The sequence below is a fragment of the Phycicoccus sonneratiae genome, from assembly GCF_016887965.1.
Lineage (GTDB): Bacteria > Actinomycetota > Actinomycetes > Actinomycetales > Dermatophilaceae > Phycicoccus > Phycicoccus sonneratiae.
Genome location: NZ_JAFDVD010000003.1, coordinates 409,974 through 422,197 on the forward strand (window position 1 = coordinate 409,974; position 12,224 = coordinate 422,197).

The 12,224-nt window shown below is 74.5% G+C and carries 14 protein-coding genes; 8 read left to right on the forward strand and 6 right to left on the reverse strand.

What is annotated here, in order from left to right; translation table 11 throughout:
* Positions 1–52 precede the first annotated feature (52 nt).
* Both JQN70_RS02710 and JQN70_RS02715 read right to left on the reverse strand, forming a co-directional pair.
* Positions 53–1,033, reverse strand: coding sequence for a GTP pyrophosphokinase (locus JQN70_RS02710; RefSeq protein WP_204129754.1), 981 nt, complete (start codon positions 1,031–1,033; stop codon positions 53–55).
* 57 nt (positions 1,034–1,090) lie between these two features.
* A complete protein-coding gene (locus tag JQN70_RS02715; RefSeq protein ID WP_204129755.1) occupies positions 1,091–1,573 on the reverse strand; it encodes a hypothetical protein in 483 nt (160 codons plus the stop codon).
* Positions 1,574–1,688: 115 nt separating this feature from the next.
* Here JQN70_RS02715 and JQN70_RS02720 point away from each other — a divergent pair, with 115 nt between their 5' ends.
* From JQN70_RS02720 to JQN70_RS02735, 4 genes are all read left to right on the forward strand, one after another.
* Positions 1,689–2,042 (forward strand): hypothetical protein, encoded by a 354-nt coding sequence (locus JQN70_RS02720; RefSeq protein ID WP_239110406.1) that lies wholly within the window; start codon positions 1,689–1,691, stop codon positions 2,040–2,042.
* A gap of 61 nt (positions 2,043–2,103) precedes the next feature.
* A complete protein-coding gene (locus JQN70_RS20800) occupies positions 2,104–3,675 on the forward strand; it encodes a sensor histidine kinase (RefSeq protein WP_204129757.1) in 1,572 nt (523 codons plus the stop codon).
* Positions 3,672–4,316, forward strand: a complete 645-nt coding sequence (locus tag JQN70_RS02730; protein WP_204129758.1) for a response regulator — start codon at positions 3,672–3,674, stop codon at positions 4,314–4,316. The genes JQN70_RS20800 and JQN70_RS02730 overlap by 4 nt, the downstream gene beginning before the upstream one ends.
* Positions 4,317–4,451: 135 nt before the next feature.
* Positions 4,452–5,069 (forward strand): hypothetical protein, encoded by a 618-nt coding sequence (locus JQN70_RS02735; protein ID WP_204129759.1) that lies wholly within the window; start codon positions 4,452–4,454, stop codon positions 5,067–5,069.
* A gap of 32 nt (positions 5,070–5,101) precedes the next feature.
* On the opposite strand, the gene JQN70_RS02740 is transcribed toward JQN70_RS02735, so the two are convergent.
* On the reverse strand, positions 5,102–5,623 hold the full coding sequence (locus JQN70_RS02740; protein WP_204129760.1) for a M23 family metallopeptidase: 522 nt from the start codon (positions 5,621–5,623) through the stop codon (positions 5,102–5,104).
* Between the two features lie 205 nt (positions 5,624–5,828).
* Between JQN70_RS02740 and JQN70_RS02745 the strand changes: the two genes are divergently transcribed.
* Entirely contained in the window at positions 5,829–6,230 is a 402-nt protein-coding gene (locus tag JQN70_RS02745; protein ID WP_204129761.1) for a hypothetical protein, read from the forward strand.
* An 18-nt stretch (positions 6,231–6,248) separates the two neighbouring features.
* Here JQN70_RS02745 and dnaB read toward each other — a convergent pair whose 3' ends face one another.
* Positions 6,249–7,619, reverse strand: a complete 1,371-nt coding sequence (gene dnaB / locus JQN70_RS02750; RefSeq protein ID WP_204129762.1) for a replicative DNA helicase — start codon at positions 7,617–7,619, stop codon at positions 6,249–6,251.
* Between the two features lie 433 nt (positions 7,620–8,052).
* Entirely contained in the window at positions 8,053–8,328 is a 276-nt protein-coding gene (locus tag JQN70_RS02755; protein WP_204129763.1) for a DUF2277 domain-containing protein, read from the reverse strand.
* A gap of 96 nt (positions 8,329–8,424) precedes the next feature.
* Between JQN70_RS02755 and JQN70_RS02760 the strand changes: the two genes are divergently transcribed.
* A complete protein-coding gene (locus JQN70_RS02760) occupies positions 8,425–9,651 on the forward strand; it encodes an acetyl-CoA hydrolase/transferase family protein (RefSeq protein ID WP_204129764.1) in 1,227 nt (408 codons plus the stop codon).
* A 7-nt stretch (positions 9,652–9,658) separates the two neighbouring features.
* Here the strand turns inward: JQN70_RS02760 and JQN70_RS02765 are convergent, their stop codons facing one another.
* The gene (locus tag JQN70_RS02765) at positions 9,659–10,300 is read right to left on the reverse strand and encodes a TetR/AcrR family transcriptional regulator C-terminal domain-containing protein (protein ID WP_204129765.1); all 642 of its coding nucleotides are present in this window, start codon (positions 10,298–10,300) and stop codon (positions 9,659–9,661) included.
* 87 nt (positions 10,301–10,387) lie between these two features.
* Here JQN70_RS02765 and JQN70_RS02770 point away from each other — a divergent pair, with 87 nt between their 5' ends.
* Both JQN70_RS02770 and JQN70_RS02775 read left to right on the forward strand, forming a co-directional pair.
* Entirely contained in the window at positions 10,388–11,242 is an 855-nt protein-coding gene (locus tag JQN70_RS02770; protein ID WP_204129766.1) for a hypothetical protein, read from the forward strand.
* An 81-nt stretch (positions 11,243–11,323) separates the two neighbouring features.
* Positions 11,324–12,019, forward strand: a complete 696-nt coding sequence (locus tag JQN70_RS02775) for a hypothetical protein (protein ID WP_204129767.1) — start codon at positions 11,324–11,326, stop codon at positions 12,017–12,019.
* Positions 12,020–12,224: the final 205 nt, after the last annotated feature.

A 12,224-nucleotide genomic window follows, 5' to 3' on the forward strand; every position in this document is an offset into this window, starting at 1 on the left:
TCCGAGTGAACGACCGCTCCCGGGGGCTGTCAACCGGAAGGGGCCCGGCGCCTCAACCGGTGAGGCGCGCGCGGCGGGCCTCGAGGGCCTCACGGCGATGGGCGTTGCCGTGCAGCCCGACGTAGGCCTGCCCGAAGCGGGAGAGCAGGTCGTCGTCGAGGCGGCGGACCGCGCCCGGCGGGTACCGGTACGCCATCGCCGCGGTGACGGCGGCGCTGTCGACGTCGCGCAGCGTGCTGCCGAGCTCGTCGAGCGAGGCGATGCCGAGCTCGAGGAGCAGCCCGGAGATCCACTGGTAGTGGTCGGTCCGCGACCACCCGGCGCTCGAGTACCGGCCGGCGAGGAAGGTGGCGAGCTCGGGGGCGCTGATGCGGGGGTCGTCCTCGTCGGGGTGGTCGACCCCGGTGCTGCCCGCCCCGGCCTGCAGCCGGTCGCGGATGGTCTGGAACTCGCGGTCGGCGAGCTCGAGCAGCCCGGCGGCGAGGGTGAAGCGGCGGTCGAGGTCGGGGACCTGCTCGGGCGGGACGGTGCCCTTGTACCGGATGTCGTGCTCGAACTCGGCCCACGCGTGCTGGAGCACGGTGCGCAGCTGCACCGACGCGCACTGCAGCGGCTCGTACCCGGCGTCCCGCGCGCGGGAGCGGGTGACGAGCAGGTGGCGGCTCGCGTAGCCGAAGCGACCGGCGGCGGCGGTCTCGACCCCGAGGTCGCGGTCGTCGAGGACGGTGAACTGCTCGGCGAGCAGGCCGGCGACGGCGTCGATGTCGCGCTGCACGTAGGTGACGACGCGCACGCCGACCTGGTCGGTGACGACGACCATCGGGTCCGAGCCCGGGCCGTCGTGGAGCACCCCGCGCGCCTTGCCGGCGAAGGACTCCACCGACTTGGTCCGACCGGTGACGCTCAGGTAGTTGATGCCCGCCTCGTCGAGGGTCGTCCGGACGTCCTCGACGAACGCGTCGGTGGCCGGGACGAGGGCCGGGCGCAGCGCCGTGTACGCGGCCACGGCGCGGTCGAGGTGGCGCAGGGACATGGCGTCACTGTCCCACGGGCCGGGTCCGGCGCCACGACACCTCGCCCGGCGCCGGGGTCAGCGGGAGTTGAAGACGTAGCAGAGCCAGATGTTCGGCGCCCAGCGGTCGCCGATCCGGCCGTCGACCTTGATGCAGTAGTAGTCGCGGTCGGGGTTGGCCGGGTTCGCGACGCCGACGTGGATGTCGTACGAGCCGTACCAGTCGCCACCGGTGCGGATCGCGCCGGCGTACTGGGAGTAGTCGCCGCGGTCGTACTTGCTGCCGATCGAGACCATCGTGAACATCGACTTCCCGACGGTGTTGCCGACGTGCACGTTCTTCACGCAGACCTCGGACTGGCGGTACGTGCCGTACTCCCAGATCTGCACCCGGCTGAGGACCGTGCCCGCCGCGCTCTTGATGGGGACGGACCGGCTCAGCGTCCCCTTGCAGCCGGCGTAGGTGGTGACGTTGCCGTCGGCGCTGGCGGCCGGCGCCGCGACGAGGACGGTGGCGACCGCGGCGAGCGCGGACAGGACGGCAGTGACGGATCGACGCATGGTGGGTTCCCTTTCCCCCCGGAAGTGGTGTGCCCGTCAACCTAGTGACGTCACCCGGACCTGTCCACCACGGCACCATGGGACGCGGCGGACGAGCGGAGGTGACGGTGTGGCGGTGCTCGAGGACGTGCGCCGGCTCGGCTCCGAGCTCGAGCGCTCGTACGAGGTCGTCGTGCGCGGGCGGCTGAAGTTCCGGGTGGGAAGCATCGTCTACGTGGCGTTCTCGACCGACGCGTCGGTCATGGGGTTCGCGTTCCCCAAGGTCGAGCGAGCCGGGCTGGTGGCGAGCGACCCGCTGACGTTCTCGCTGCCCTCGGCCGGCGACCTGCGGTACCACTGGGTGCACGCCGACCTCGCCCGGCTCGAGCCCACCGAGGCCCGCGAGCTCGTCGTCTCCGCGTGGTGCATGGTCGTGCCGCAGAAGCTCGTCCGGGCGTACGACCTCGCCCACCCCGACGGACCCGGCTGAGCGCCTGCATCTCCTCCCTGAGGCGGTGGTCGGCCCCGCCTCCCGCTCCTACGCTGGGACGGTGCGGCCGACCCGCGGTGACCTCGTGACGGCGGCGGTGTGCGCCTGCGTCGCGGCGGTGCTCGCCGTCGTCGGGCGGTACGGGGTCGCCGAGCTCGTCTTCTTCACGGTGATGCTCGGCGCCCTGGCGTTCACGGTGCGCAGCGGCGTCCGGGCGTGGCGGCGCGAGCGTGCGGCCCGTCGCGACGCCGCCGCGCTCGCCCGCGTCCGGCCCGAGCAGGTGGCCGCGGACGCGGTGCGCGAGGAGCGACAGCGCCTGTCGCACGACATCGCGGCCGAGCTGCGGACGATGCTCCGTGCCGTCGGGGAGGAGGCGGCCCGGGTCGAGGACCCCGCGGTCGCCGCCCGGCGGATCCACCGTCAGGCCCGGCTCGCGTCCACCGAGCTGCGCCGGCTGCTCGGGCTGCTCCGGACCCTCGAGGTCGAGCCCGCCGCGGACGCTGCCGCCGACGACGACGTGACCCCGCGCCGGCCGCCGGGCCGCGACCTGGCCCTCGGGGCCGGCTCCGGAGCCCTGGCCCTCGTCGAGTCGCTCACCTACCCGCGCGCCGAGGGCCTCGGCACCGACCCCCTCGCAGTCGCGGTCACCGTCGCGGTGGCCACCACCGTCGCCGGTCGCACCCGGTCGCCGGTGGGCGCGGCGGTGACGGCGGCCCTCCTCACCGGTGCCGGCTCGGTCAGCGGCCACGCCCTCGTCGGGGGCTTCTGGATGCTCCTCACGCTGACCGGCCTCGTCTGGGCGACGGTCGCGCCCCCCGGAACCTCGCCCCGGCGCACCGGTGCCGGCGTGCTGCTCGCGGGCGTGGTCTGCGCCGCGGCCTGGCGCGACGACCACGGCAACGCCGTGGTGACCACCGCCGTCGTCGCGACCGTCGTCGCTGTCGGCGTCGCCGTGCGGGTCGCCCGCTCCCGGGCCGAGCGCAGCGACCGGGTCGCGGCCGGCCTCCGCGCGGACCTCGACGAGGCCACGTCCGCCGCGCTCGACGCGGACCGGGCCGCGTTCGCGCGGGAGATCCACGACGCGGTGTCGCACGCGGTCGGCCTCATCGCCGTGCAGGCCGGAGCCGCGGAGGTCAGCGCGGCCGCGGACCCCGAGGCGGCCCGGCGCTCGCTCCGGCTCGTCGCCGACGCCGCCGCGGACGCGCTCGCCGACCTCGACCGCCTGGACCCCGACGCCGAGCGGGGACGACGGTCCGCGGCCGACCTCGTCGCGCTCGTCGACCGGATCCGGGCGGCCGGCACGCCGGTGGCGACCGTCGGCCTCGACGTCGTCCCCCCGGCCCACGCCGACGTCGTCTACCGCGTCGTCCAGGAGGCGCTGACCAACGTCGTGCGGCACGGGGCGGGGGCCTCGGCTCGGGTGTGCGTCGACGTCTCCGGGCCGGGGACCACGGTCACCGTCTCCGACGAGGGGCCGGGCCGGTCGCCCTCCGCCCGGCGTGGCTTCGGGCTCGTCGGGCTGGGCGAGCGCGTCCGTCACGCGGGTGGTCGCCTGCACACCGGAACCGGTTCCGGCGGAACGGGGTTCGTCGTCGAGGCGACCCTCCCGCGGTCCCGGGCGGAGGTCGCATGAGCGTGCGGGTCGTCGTCGCCGACGACCACGACCTGCTCCGGGCCGGCCTGGTCACGGTGCTGGCGAGCGACGCGGGCATCGAGGTCGTCGCCGAGGCGTCCGACGGCCCGACCGCCGTCGAGCTCGCGGTCCGTCACCGTCCCGACGTCGTCCTCATGGACGTCGAGATGCCGGGGGGCGACGGCATCACCGCGACCCGCGAGATCCGGCGCGCGGTCCCGGAGTCGCGCGTCCTCGTCCTCACGATGTTCGACCTCGACGAGTACGTGGTCGAGGGCCTGCACGCCGGGGCCTCCGGGTTCCTCCTCAAGACCACCGAGCCGACGGGCCTCGTGCACGCCGTCCTCGCGTGCGCTGCCGGGCAGGCCACGGTCGGGCCGACCGTGCTCGCCCGGCTCCTCGAGGGGGTCGCGACGAAGGACCGTGCGGCACAGGCCCATCCGGGGTTGGCCACACTGACCGCCCGCGAGCGCGACGTGCTCGTGGCCATGACGCAGGGGCTGTCGAACGCCGAGATCGGCGCGTCCCTGTTCCTCGCCGAGTCCACCGTGAAGTCCCACGTCGCGCAGGTCCTCACCAAGCTCGGCGTGCGCGACCGGCTCCAGGCGGTGGTCGTCGCGCACCGGAGCGGCCTGGCCTAGTCCTCCAGGTCCTCCGCCTCGAGGAGGAGGACGGATCCTCCTCGCGCACGGCGGGTCGGGTCCTGCGGCCGATGCGCCCCGGTGCCGGTCGCGTGGACCGTGGAGGTGTCCCTCCAGACCGACAGGAGCATCACCATGAAGCGCCACCACCTCGTCGCCGCCGTCCTCACCGCACCGTGGGTGGTGCTCCTCGGGTACGACTTCTCGCGTCGCATCGCGACCGGTCGCGGCACGTGGGTCACCGACGGGGACCTCATCGAGAGCCCGTGGCTCAGCCTGGCCGGGAGCGTCGGCATCGGCGCGATGTTCGCGAGCCTCGCCTGGGTCGTCGCCGCCGAGCGGGACCGGTTCGCGCTCGCCCCCCGGGCGGCCCGCTGGGCCCGGCGCCCGCTCCTCGTCTCGCTCGTCGGGCTCACCGTGGGGCTGGCCGTCCTCACGCCCACGATGCAGGCCCTGGACGTCGAGAGCGGGCTGTTCTACGACGTCTCCGGGCTCGTCGCCTTCCTCATGGTGCTCACGCTCAGCCTCTCCTCGCTCACGGTGGGGCTGGCGAGCATCCGGAACGGCGCGCTGGGGTGGGGCGGGCGCATCCTCGCCCTCGTCCTGCCCGTGGCCGCCCTCGGGGTCGGGGCGTCGCTCGCGGCCGGGGTGAGCCCCAGCCCGGTGTTCGGGACGAGCGTGGCGGTGGTCGGGCTGGCCACCCTCGGGCTCGGCGCGACACCCGTCACGCGGCCGGCGCCCGCCACCGCCTGAGGGCGGGGACGGGCGCCGGGGACCGGTGCGGCTCAGGGCCAGAGGTTCGGGTTCTTGTCCGAGCCGTAGCCGCCGTAGCGGGGCCGCCGCTCGAGGTGCAGGTGGGGCCCGGTGACCCGGCCGGTCTTGCCCGAGTAGCCGATGAGCTGCCCGGTCTTGACCCGCTGGCCGTCGCTGACGACGCGCCTCGAGAGGTGGCAGTAGCCCCAGTCCGACCCGTCGACGTTGTCGTTGATGAGGATCATCGTCCCGTAGGCCGACCCCCAGTTCGCGCGGCCGGTGCGGACGTCGCCACCGATCGTCGCGTAGACGGGGGTCCCGACGGGGCACCCGATGTCGACGCCAGTGTGGTCGCCGGCGGCCCAGTCACCGGGGAGCCGCCACCGCGCCGTGATCGGGTGCGCGGTGGGGTTCTTCACCGGCCGGACGTAGGACGCGGCCTGGGCCGCGGGTGCCGCGACGATGCCCGTGACGGCGAGGCCCGCGAGGGCCGCGCCCCCACCGAGCACCAGGCGGCGACCCGGCGCCGTCGACGATTCCTCGTGGTCTGTCATGGCTGTTCTCCCCACTCGTGTCGTTGCTCGTGTCGTGCCGTCACCCCGGCACGTCATCGACCGTCCTCGGCCGCGCTGCGACACCGCTGCGAAAGCTCTGCCCCCGGGCCTCGACCCGGCTCCCCGGGTTGTCCGCGGCGCCCGATCGTGCGAGCCTCGGGTGCGAGCCGGCCGGGGGAGGTCGGCCGGACACGAGGGGGAACCCATGCACCACCGACCGACCGTCCGCGCCCTGGCGGCCCTCGCCGCGGCCGCCTCGCTCGCCGTGGCGGGAGCCGGCACCGCCTCCGCGAAGGACAAGACGATGGTCCTCAAGAAGGCGGACGGCACCGTCGTCGTCCGCGCGACGTGGGACGACCTCACCGACAACCTCTGCGTCACCGTCTACGGCGGGTCCGGCGCGTGGGGCGAGGTGGGCATCGCCTCGCACTACGGCCTGCCCGAGCCCGACCGCGCCATCCGCTCGGCCGCGAACACCGGTGGGGCGGGCCGGTATTGCACCGGCAACCTCAGCATCCGCGAGGACGCCCTGTACGACATGCAGCTGCGCTGGGAGAGCCCGAGCCGCAACTGGCTCTACTCGAAGAAGGAGACCTTCTACACCTGAGCCGGACCGCGCGAGCCGTCAGAAGCCGCCGTCGCGGGCCATGTTGTTGAACCGCGAGTAGTGCCCCTGGAAGGCGAGGACGAGGTCCTTCGTCGGGCCGTTGCGGTGCTTGGCGACGATGACGTCGGCCTCGCCGTCGCGCTCGGGGTCGGAGCGGTCGCGGTGCAGGAGGATGACGACGTCGGCGTCCTGCTCGATCGAGCCCGACTCACGCAGGTCCGACATCTGCGGCCGCTTGTCGGTGCGCTGCTCGGGCCCACGGTTCAGCTGGCTGATCGCGATGACCGGCACCTCGATCTCCTTGGCGAGCAGCTTGAGCGCCCGGGAGAACTCGGCGACCTCCTGCTGGCGCGACTCGACCTTCTTGCCGCTCGTCATCAGCTGGAGGTAGTCGATGACGATGAGCTTGAGGTTGTGCTGCTGCTTGAGCCGGCGCGCCTTGGCCCGGATCTCCATGAGCGACATGTTCGGGCTGTCGTCGATGAAGAGCGGGGCGTTCGAGATCTTGCCCATGATCCGCGCCAGCTTGGTCCACTGGTCCTGGTTCTTCAGGCCGCGGCGCAGGTCCTGGAGCTGGATGGTGGCCTCGGCCGACAGGATGCGCATCGTGATCTCGGTGCGGCTCATCTCGAGCGAGAACACGGCCGCCGCCATGTCGTGCTTGATGGCCGCCGCCCGGACGATGTCGATGCCGAGCGTGGACTTGCCGACGGCCGGCCGCGCCGCGACGACGATCATCTGGCCGGGGTGCAGGCCGTGGGTCAGCTCGTCGAGCTCGAGGAAGCCGGTGGGCACGCCGATGAGGTCGTCGGTACGGCCGGAGGCGGCCTCGATCTCCTCCATCGTCTCGTTGAGCAGCTCGCCGAGGGCGTGGTAGTCCTCGCCGCCGCGCTTCTCGGCGACCGAGTACACCTCGGCCTGGGCGCGGTTGACGATCTCGTCGATGTCGCCCTCGCCCTGGCCGTACCCCATCTGGACGATGCGGGTGCCGGCCTCGACGAGCCGGCGCAGCACCGCCCGCTCGTGGACGATCTCGGCGTAGTAGCCGGCGTTGGCCGCCGTGGGGACCGACTGGATGAGCTGGTGGAGGTAGGCCTGCCCGCCGACGCGGGCGAGGTCGCCGCGCTTGGACAGCTCGTCGGCGACGGTGATGGCGTCGGCCGGCTCGCCGCGGCCGAAGAGGTCGAGGACGGCGTCGAAGATCGCCTCGTGGGCCGGCCGGTAGAAGTCGTGGGCCTTGACCTCCTCGAGGCAGTCGGCGATGGCGTCCTTGTCGAGGAGCATCGAGCCGAGGACCGACTGCTCGGCGTGGAGGTCCTGCGGGGGGACCCGCTCGTCCGGCCGCTCCGAGGGGCCCGAGAACGCCTCGCTCAGCTCCGCGATGCTCACCTGCTGCTCCCCTTCACCGACTGGTCCTGGCCCCTGCGCGAGGGGGTCCGCACCGGCGCCGTCGGACCTGGGACAAGGTCACCAGAAAGCACCGACAGCGGGGCACCGGAGTCACCGTAGGACCTCGCCGCACCCCCTCCAAGCCGGGCGGCCGAACGGCTGGGGACGAGCTGGGGACAACCTGGGGAAAACGCCGGGGCGCGTTGTGCACCGTCGGTGGAGAACCCTGTGGACGCCCCGTCCAGCGGGCGTCCAGCAGCCCGCTGACCTGCGACGACGCCGTCCACCGCCTGTGCGTCGGAGAAACTTCCGGGCGTGTCACGGTCCACAGCCCGGGTCGGCCGACCGGCCGACCCGCGAGCCCGCCGACGCCCGTGACAGCGGTGTCCCCGGGCGCCGGCGACCGACCCCCGCGGGAGGGGCGGACCCGTGCTCAGCCGGTGCGGCCGTAGCGCTCGGCCGACCGCGCGCGGGCCTTGGCGGCCTCGACCTCCCGGTCCTTCGGCGGGGCCGCCGTGACGAGCGCGTCGAGCAGGTGCTGCGTCGCGTGCGCGACCTCCTCGACGGCCCGCGCGAAGGCCTCCTCGTTGGCCTGCGACGGCCGAGTCGACCCGCTGACCTTGCGGACGTACTGGAGGGCGGCGGCGCGCACCTCGTCGGTCGTCGCGGGCGGCTCGAAGTTGTGGAGCTGACGGATGTTGCGGCACATGCTCCCCACCGTAGGCGGGGTCGGCCCCCGGCGGCAGGGGTCAGGACAGCCTCACCTGCGGTGTGGCCGGGCCGGTCGGTGAGGATGATGGAGGCCATGAGGACCGTGAGTCTCGAGCAGCTCGGCCGCCACCTCGCCGCACTCCCCGGGACGCCCCGCGTCGTCGTCTCCGGCAACGTCGCCGTCCCGTGGGAGGCCGTCCGCGCCCTCGACGCGAGCCGTGAGGAGTACGTCCTGCACGCCCTCAACGCGCCGCCGGGCATCCCCGACCGGCCGGGCGTCACCGCCGAGACCTGCTTCGTCGGCGGGGGGATGCGCCGGCACTCGAACCTCTCCTACGTCCCGAGCCGGCTCTCGCTCGTCCCCGTCCTCTACGCCGGTCCGCTCGCCCCGGACGTCGTCATCGTGCAGTGCGCCCCGCCGCGTGACGGGATGCTCTCGCTCGGCATCGAGGTCAACGTCCTCCCCGCGGCCATCGAGGCCTGCCGCGCCCGCGCCGGGCTCGTCGTCGCCGTCGTCAACGACCGGATGCCGTACACCGGCGGCGACGCACTGCTCGCGGTCGAGGCCGTCGACCTCGCGGTCGAGGTGTCGGTCGCGGTGCCGTCGCACGAGCCGCTCGTGCCGGACGCCGACAGCGCGCTCATCGGCGAGATGGTCGCGAGCCGGGTCCGCGACGGCGCCACCATCCAGGCCGGCATCGGCGGCATCCCCGACGCGACGATCGCCGCGCTGGCCGGGCGCCGCGGCCTGCGGGTGTGGACCGAGATGTTCTCCGACGGCGTCGTCGCCCTCGACCGGGCCGGGGCCCTCGACCCCGACCACCCGCTCACCACCTCCTTCCTCTTCGGGTCGCAGGACCTCTACGACTGGGTCGACGGCAACCCGCGCGTCCGGATGACCCGCACCGAGACGACGAACGACCCCGGCCTCATCGCGCGGCAGCGGCAGATGACCTCGGTGAACTCCGCGCTCGAGGTCGACCTCTTCGGCCAGGCCAACGCCTCGCGCATCGACGCCCGCATCCACTCCGGCTTCGGCGGCCAGACCGACTTCGTCGTCGGGGCGCTGCACTCGCCGGGGGGCCAGTCGTTCATCGCGCTGCGCTCGTGGCACCCCAAGGCCGACTGCTCCACCGTCGTCCCCCTCCTCGACGAGCCGGTGACGAGCGTGCAGCAGAGCGCGATCGTCACCGAGCAGGGCGTCGCCGAGCTCTACGGCTACGACCAGCGCGCGCAGTGCCGGCACATCATCCGCGACGCGGCCCACCCCGCCGTGCGCGACGAGCTGTGGGAGGAGGCCCGGGCGCTCGGGCTGGCCTGATCGGCGCTCAGCCGCGCAGGGCGCCCATCGCGTCGAGCAGCAGGTCGAGGCCGACCTCGAACTCGTCGGCGAAGTCGTACCCGGCGTCGACGACCTCGGTGATGACGGCCTCGAGGTGGGGGAAGGGGGTCGACCCCGGACGCTCCCGCACCGCCCGGACCACCGGCGTGGGGTCGGCCGGCAGGGCCAGCTCCTGGAGGACGAAGCCGTACACGTAGGCGTCGAGGAAGGCGAGGACCTGGGCCGCGGCGCGCGGCGAGAACCCGGCCCCCCGGAGGTAGCCGATGACGTGGTCCTGGTGGCCGAGCGTCGTCGGCCCCGGCGCGGTCCGCGTCTCGACGAGCCCGATGGCCCACGGGTGGCGACGCAGGACGAGGCGCTCGGACACCGACCGCGCCCGCAGCCCGGTCCGCCAGTCCTCGCCCGCGGGGAGGGCGATCTCGCGGAAGACCTCGTCGGTGAGGGCGTCGAGCAGCGCCTCCTTGTTCGCGACGTGGTGGTAGACCGCCATGCCCTCCACCCCGAGGCGGCGCCCGAGGGCCCGCATCGACAGGGCGGCCAGTCCGCCCTCGTCGGCGAGGGCCGTCGCCTCCTCGACGATGCGCCCGACGGTGAGGGACCCACGCCCTCCGGGGTGACCCTGGTCCATCCCTGACTCCCTCCCCGGACCTTTCCCTTCCTTTACGCCATAAAGTACCGTCCTTTACAGCGTAAAGACCGACGAGAGGACACCCGCGTGGACCCCCATCCCCCCGGCCCCGGCGTCGCCACGGGCCCCGACGGCCCGGCGCACCCGACCGGTCGCCCCCACCTCCTCGCGGGCGCGGCCGCGGTCGCCACCCTCGCCGTCCTCCTCGTCCCGGCCGGCCTCGTGGCCCTGCGCGGGTTCCGCGGGGAGGCCGCCCTCGGGGCCGCGGCCCGCTCGGCCGTCGTCGGCGCCGACCCGGCCCGCCCGGTGGCCGACTCCGCGGCCCTGGCCGAGCTCGTCGCCGCCTGGCGGGAGTTCCACCTCGTCAAGGCGCTGCTCGCCGGCCTGCTCGTCCTCCTCCTCGTGGCCCTCGCGTCGACGGTGGGCCGCCGCGTCGCGGCCGCCACGGGTCGGCGGCGCCGGTGGACCCTGCTGTCGGCGTACGGCGCGGTGCTCGCCTGGCTCCTCGCGGCGCTCACCGTCCTCCTCGCGAACCTCCAGGGGGCGGCGGCCCCGCTGGCGTCGGTCGCCTCGTTCCTCCCGCCGGGACGGAGCACCGGCGAGCTGGGAGAGGCCCAGGAGCGGATGACCGCCGCACTCGGCGGCGGCCCGCGGGGCACCGTCGGTGGGGTGGCGGGTGACCTGCTCGTCGACTTCACCCGCTACCACGCGGTGTTCGCCGTGCTGGCCGCCGTCACCGGCGTGGTCCTCACGACGCTGGCCGCCCGCGCCGTCCTCCGGCGGTGGCGGCGGCGGGGGGCGGCCCCGGTCGCGGAGCCGACGTGGCCGGTGCGGGCCGCCGCGTACGGCGCGGCCGGCGGGCTCTTCCTCCTGCTGGCCGCCGCGAACGTCAGCACGTGGGTCCACCCGGTCCCCGCGCTCGTCGCCTCCCTCGGCGGCTGAGCGCCCCCTCCGCGAGCACCACCCCCACCCGGTCGGCGACGGATGCCGCCCGGTCCCTCCCCCGACCCCAGGAGCACCACCATGAGCAGCACGCAGACCACCCACCCCGCCCCCACCAGCGCCCGGACGGGCCCCAGACGGCTCGTCGGCGCCGCGGCCGTCGCGACGGCGGTGGCCGTCGTGGCCGAGAACGCGGTGTTCGCGGCGTCGGGCGCCCCCGGCTACGACACCCCGGTCGACGAGGTGCTCGCCTACTACGCGGGCCACCGCGGCGTCGTCGCGTTCGCGGCCGGGCTCGTGGCGGTGTACCTGCCGTTGCTCCTCGTCGTCCTCACCGGCCTCCGGGGGCTCGGGGAGCGCCGCGACGGGGTCGCCGCGCTCTGGTCGCGGCTGGCCGTGGCCGCCGGTTCGGTCGTGTCGGCCGTCCTCGTCCTCGTCAACGTCCTCCAGGTCGGGCTCGCCCTCTCGGTCGACAGCGACACGGAGCCGACGCCCGCGCTCGAGCTCGTCTGGCGCGTCCACGCCGCCGGCTTCGCGTTCGTGCTGCCGGTGCTCGGCGCGACCGTCGCCGCTGCCGCCCTCGCCACCGACGCGGCCGGCGTGACCCCGCGCTGGCAGCGCCTGCTCGGCCTCGGCAGCGGCGGCCTGCTGCTCGCCGCCGGGGTCGGCACCCTCGCCGTCGCCGACGGGTCCCCGCTGATCGTCGTCGGGCTGCTCGGGTTCGCCGGCTTTCTGGTCTGGTTGCTCGCGACCGGTCTGCGCCTCCTCCGGGCGTGACGACCGCGGGCAACGTTCCGGCGCAACGCCGTCCGACCCCGACGGCCGGGTCGAGGTGAAACCCGACCGGATGCGGGACTGTGTTTTGAAGGGACATCTCTGACAGGGATGTGAAGGGAGATGTCTGACACCCGGTGTGTTCCAGCGGCGACGATGCCGCGTGTGAGCGAGCAGGTGGTGTCGATGGAAGTGCGGTTGGCGATGG

Coding starts and splice junctions, on each gene's coding strand:
- JQN70_RS02715 (WP_204129755.1), bottom strand. CDS start 1,573: ATGCGTCGATCCGTCACTGCCGTCCTGTCCGCGCTCGCCGCGGTCGCC.
- JQN70_RS02775 (WP_204129767.1), top strand. CDS start 11,324: ATGAGCAGCACGCAGACCACCCACCCCGCCCCCACCAGCGCCCGGACG.
- JQN70_RS02710 (WP_204129754.1), bottom strand. CDS start 1,033: ATGTCCCTGCGCCACCTCGACCGCGCCGTGGCCGCGTACACGGCGCTG.
- JQN70_RS02760 (WP_204129764.1), top strand. CDS start 8,425: ATGAGGACCGTGAGTCTCGAGCAGCTCGGCCGCCACCTCGCCGCACTC.
- JQN70_RS02735 (WP_204129759.1), top strand. CDS start 4,452: ATGAAGCGCCACCACCTCGTCGCCGCCGTCCTCACCGCACCGTGGGTG.
- JQN70_RS02765 (WP_204129765.1), bottom strand. CDS start 10,300: ATGGACCAGGGTCACCCCGGAGGGCGTGGGTCCCTCACCGTCGGGCGC.
- JQN70_RS02740 (WP_204129760.1), bottom strand. CDS start 5,623: ATGACAGACCACGAGGAATCGTCGACGGCGCCGGGTCGCCGCCTGGTG.
- JQN70_RS02730 (WP_204129758.1), top strand. CDS start 3,672: ATGAGCGTGCGGGTCGTCGTCGCCGACGACCACGACCTGCTCCGGGCC.
- JQN70_RS02745 (WP_204129761.1), top strand. CDS start 5,829: ATGCACCACCGACCGACCGTCCGCGCCCTGGCGGCCCTCGCCGCGGCC.
- JQN70_RS02755 (WP_204129763.1), bottom strand. CDS start 8,328: ATGTGCCGCAACATCCGTCAGCTCCACAACTTCGAGCCGCCCGCGACG.